General features: G+C 67.2%; 4 protein-coding genes. All 4 read left to right on the top strand.

Annotation, left to right across the window (positions count from 1 at the left end):
* The first annotated feature begins 52 nt into the window (after positions 1–52).
* On the top strand, positions 53–1,882 hold the full coding sequence (locus tag AC08OO_RS22705) for an albusnodin/ikarugamycin family macrolactam cyclase (RefSeq protein WP_476611747.1): 1,830 nt from the start codon (positions 53–55) through the stop codon (positions 1,880–1,882).
* 328 nt (positions 1,883–2,210) lie between these two features.
* The gene (locus AC08OO_RS22700) at positions 2,211–2,669 is read left to right on the top strand and encodes a lasso peptide biosynthesis B2 protein (RefSeq protein ID WP_476619056.1); all 459 of its coding nucleotides are present in this window, start codon (positions 2,211–2,213) and stop codon (positions 2,667–2,669) included.
* Positions 2,662–3,243 (top strand): GNAT family N-acetyltransferase, encoded by a 582-nt coding sequence (locus AC08OO_RS22695; protein ID WP_476611745.1) that lies wholly within the window; start codon positions 2,662–2,664, stop codon positions 3,241–3,243. The genes AC08OO_RS22700 and AC08OO_RS22695 overlap by 8 nt, the downstream gene beginning before the upstream one ends.
* A 150-nt stretch (positions 3,244–3,393) precedes the next feature.
* The gene (locus tag AC08OO_RS22690) at positions 3,394–3,984 is read left to right on the top strand and encodes a replication initiator (RefSeq protein ID WP_476611744.1); all 591 of its coding nucleotides are present in this window, start codon (positions 3,394–3,396) and stop codon (positions 3,982–3,984) included.
* The last annotated feature ends 186 nt before the right edge of the window (positions 3,985–4,170 follow it).

Raw genomic sequence — 4,170 nt, 5'->3', positions numbered from 1 at the left:
CCTGGTCCTGCACGGGGCCAGGCATCAGTACGTTCAGAAAAGGACGGAAGGGATGGGAGAAATACGCTGGTTCGGGGGCTTCAGTAGCACCACAATGCCACCGCGGGCCCCTGTCGACGGTGCGAAGATGTGGCCGACCATTGCCGGATGCTGGACGGTCGGAAGGTGGGGCGGGCATGAGGTCCGCGCGACGTGCAGCGACCATCGAATGGTTGCCGTGATCGGCCCATGCGCCATTACTCAGATTTCTTTGGCGCGACTGGGGACGCACGGAGTTCCAGACGATGTGGCCTGGCGGTGGGCGGGTAGTTACACCACTGTGGAGGTCACCGACAGTCTTACTCGCATCTGGACTGACCTCGGTGGGGCTTGGCCTATCTACACGGCTTCGTTGGACGGCGGCGTGTACTGGTCTTCCAGCTCGCGCGCTTTGGCTGCTCTGACCGGCGCTGGGCCGGATCTGGATCGGTTGGCGATGTGGCTGTTGGCTCCGTCGGTGCCTGTCCTGTTTGCGGGGCGGTCCGCGTTCAAGGGTGTGGGGCTTGTGCCCGCCGGGCATCGCCTGACCCTGGCCCGGTCGGGGGCGATGCGGGCCGAACGGATGTGGTCACCTCGGCCAAGTACAGATTCAGCCGGCGGACGACTGCGGACGGAACTGGCGGCGGCGGTGGCGGTGCGGGCTGTCAGGGCGACAGCGCTGACCGCGGATATGTCGGGTGGGTTCGACTCGACCTCTCTCGCTCTGCTGGCCCATGCGTCGTCCGGCAGTGCGCGGCCGGTGACCGGGGTGACGGTGCATCCGGTCGGCCACACGACGGGTGGAGACGTGGACTATGCGCGGCTCGCGGCCGGGCATTCCGGAATCGTTCATCGCCTCATGCCGCTGGGTGCGGAGCACGCACCGTATTCCGCCTTGGATGCTGTTCCAGTAACAGACGAACCGGCACCGTCCACCATCGCGCATGCACGCTTCTCCGGCCAGCTCACCTGGATGCGGAGCACCTTCGGTACCGACTGTCATCTGACCGGCGACGGCGGGGACAGCCTGCTGTGTTCTCCACCAATCATTCTGGCGGATTTGTTCGCGACCGGGCATAGCCGGCGGGCGGTGGTCGAAACGGTCCGATGGGCGCGTTTGCGTAGGATTCCCGTGTGGCCGCTACTGCGGTCGGCTCACCGTGTCTCGCGAGGACATCGCGCGGGGGCGCTGGTGGCGCTGGCCACGGAGTTGGGTGAAGGTTCCTCACGAAGTAACGCCGATGGCGATATCGGCTGGTGCGGGATCGAACCTCTTCCCTCATGGGCGACCTTGCAGGCACGGGAACGAGCGCGGACCGTTGCCGCGGCACTGGCTGAATGTTTGGAAGATCCCACTCCCGGCTCATTCGCCACGGTCATGACCGGTGAAGGAATGGCGGAGGTGGGACGCTCCGCGCGCGCCGATATCCAGCTTGCCGAAGCAGCCGGGGTCCCGCTACATAACCCGTTCACGGACTCTCGCGTGGTGGATGCTTACCTGTCGGTACCCCTGGGCGACCGGCCCGGCCCTGCCGAGTACAAGCCCGTGTTGCGGGCTGCGATGGCGGACCTGTTCCCCAGCAGACTGGCAGAGCGCACCACCAAAGGCGACTTCAATCCTGACCATTATCAGGGGATGCGTGCGAATCTGGCTTCGCTCCATGCCTTGGCCGACGGCCGGTTGGCTGCGCTGGGCCTCGTCGAACCCGGCGAGTTCCGACAGACGCTGACGATGATGGCCGCGGGGCTCCCTGTCCCGTTCGCGACCGTGGAGCCGGCCTTGGCGGCGGAGGTATGGCTACGGGCCTTGGGAGACGCACCCGATCTGGCGTGGATTCCAACGACTGCGGAGGGCGACAGATGATGTCATGTGAGTACATCGCTGTCCCCGAACACGTTCGTGCGCTCGATGTCGGCCCGGCTACGGTGATCGTCAACTACCGCAACGGCCGTGCTGATGTACTGACCGGGCCTGCCGCGCGCTGGTGGGAGGCGGCAACGACCAGCGGCTATGGCAACCGGCCGGGGCTGCTGGACCCCCAGTCCGCGTGGGCCCTTCGTGAACACAGTCCGCGTGGGCCCTTCGTGAACAGCTCCTTACGGCGGAGCTGATCGTGTGGACCCCCAGGCACCGGGCGGGCCAATCAACGGTGGTCGGGCCATCGTGGGTGCCGAGCTGGGGAACACAGGAGATGCAGGCCGGGCGCACCACGGCCGGATCCGCATCCTTCGGGATGACCCTGCATGCGGGTGCGGCCCTGCTCGTCGTGCTCTGCGCGCTCGCGGCCGGACGCGGTCGCAGACGGATGGCGCGGCTGCTGCGTCTGCTGACGTGGACCACGCGACGCACCAGGATCAGTGCCTCAGCTGACCAGCTCATGGAGGCGATCAACGCCGTTCGGCGGGCAGGAACGGTCATGCCGGGTCGCGTTGCCTGTCCCGAAGAATCATCGGCGGCGTTCCTGCTGCTGGCCATGGGCCGGAGACGGGTGACGTGGTGCCACGGCGCAGCAGCCGACCCGGTTCGGCTCCATGCCTGGGTGGAGACTGACGACGGCCATCGGGTCGCCGAACCGTCGTCAACCGCGCGGTTCGGCGTCCTGCGCGCCATCCCTGAACGCGACGACGGAAGCGAGAACAGGCGTGCATGAACCGACCGTGTGGATCCGGGGCGAACGCGCCGGGCTCGGCCCGTTCTCCAGCAACCTCGTCGATCTTTACTGGCAGTGGGAGCAGGATCCCGGTGCCCTGGTCGGCTATGGTCGCCAGACACCGGACTCGTTGGAGAACCGGCGTGAGGGGTTCCAACACCAGGCACGCGGCACCGACGATCAGCTGAGGTTCACGGTCTACGACGTGACCACCAACCCGCCGGCCCCGGTGGGGACCACCGCCGTCCTTATTGGTCATCACGTGCGAACCGGGGAGTTCGTGATCCAGCTCGGCCCGGCCAGCCGTGGCAACGGTATCGGTACCGAAGCGACGCGACTCACGCTCGACTATGCCTTTCACGTGACGAACCTGCGATGCGTCCACCTATCGGTACTCTCTCCGAACCTGGCGGGGATCCGGGCATATGAGAAAGCTGGTTTCCGCAGGATCGGGGAGCGTCGCAACTCCGGGTACTGGCTGGGTGAGCCTGCCAACGAGACGCTGATGGACGCTATCCCCGCCGACTTCCCGGGACCGTCTGCGGTACGGCAGGCCCTCAAGCCTGACCGGTAGAGCAACGCTTCTCGCGGAACTATCCCGCCGTCCGCCCGGCAGACGACCCCGCGGCCTTCCAGTCCCTTCCCCTCGGATGGAGGTGCTCCGGGGTCGTCGCCATGTTCCTCCCCTGGCACCCAGTGAGCGCCGTTCAACAACGGGTGGGCGGTGCGTTGGGGTGTGCAGGTCGACATTCGGCGCATCGCGCTCGACGGGCCCACCGACGCCGGACGGGTCAGCAACTACCTGGCGAAGTACATCACCAAGTCGGCGGCGGCCGGTGGGGCGTTGGATCATCTGGTGCGGTCGCTGGCCGCGCTGGCACGCCTCACCTTGCCTCCCCACCTGCGCCGTCTGGTGGGGACCTGCTGGCGGCTCGGTCACGATCCGGTGTTCACCGCGGCGTTGGATGCGGCGTTGGGCCGGGACTCCGGCGACGTCCCCCGGCTGATCCGCTGGTCTCATCAGGCGGGGTTTGGTGGTCACTGGTTGTCGAAATCCCGGGCGTACTCGACGACGTTCACCGCGTTGCGGACGGTCCGGCGGGTGTGGTCCCGCACGATCGGCGCGGCGATGGCGGGCCGGGTGCCGGTGGATGCGTTCGGCCGGATCGATGGGGACGAGAACACGGTTGTCCTGGGCAGGTGGACGTATGCGGGCCGGGGGCTGCATCACGGCGGCTATGGGGCTGATCCTCCCGACCTGCCAGCGTCCCGGGCGGCAGGGTCCGATGTGGGCAGCTGGTGGGCCGGACGATGAGCACCGGAGGTCCTGTTCAGCCGTCGCTGTTCGATGACCTCGACGACACCGCTACGGGCACCTGTGAGGCTGCTCCGGTCGTGGCTGGCCAGCAGGTCAGCACCGGAGGTTCCGAAGGTTCCTCGGCTGTTTCTGCCTCTGTGGCTGCCGGGAGTTGCGCCGCGGAACGCGACCACGGTGCGGGTG

Source organism: Frankia sp. CeCAU1, from assembly GCF_977971845.1.
The sequence above is the reverse complement of the archived record's forward strand: the minus strand, read 5'-3'. Positions and strand labels throughout refer to the sequence as shown.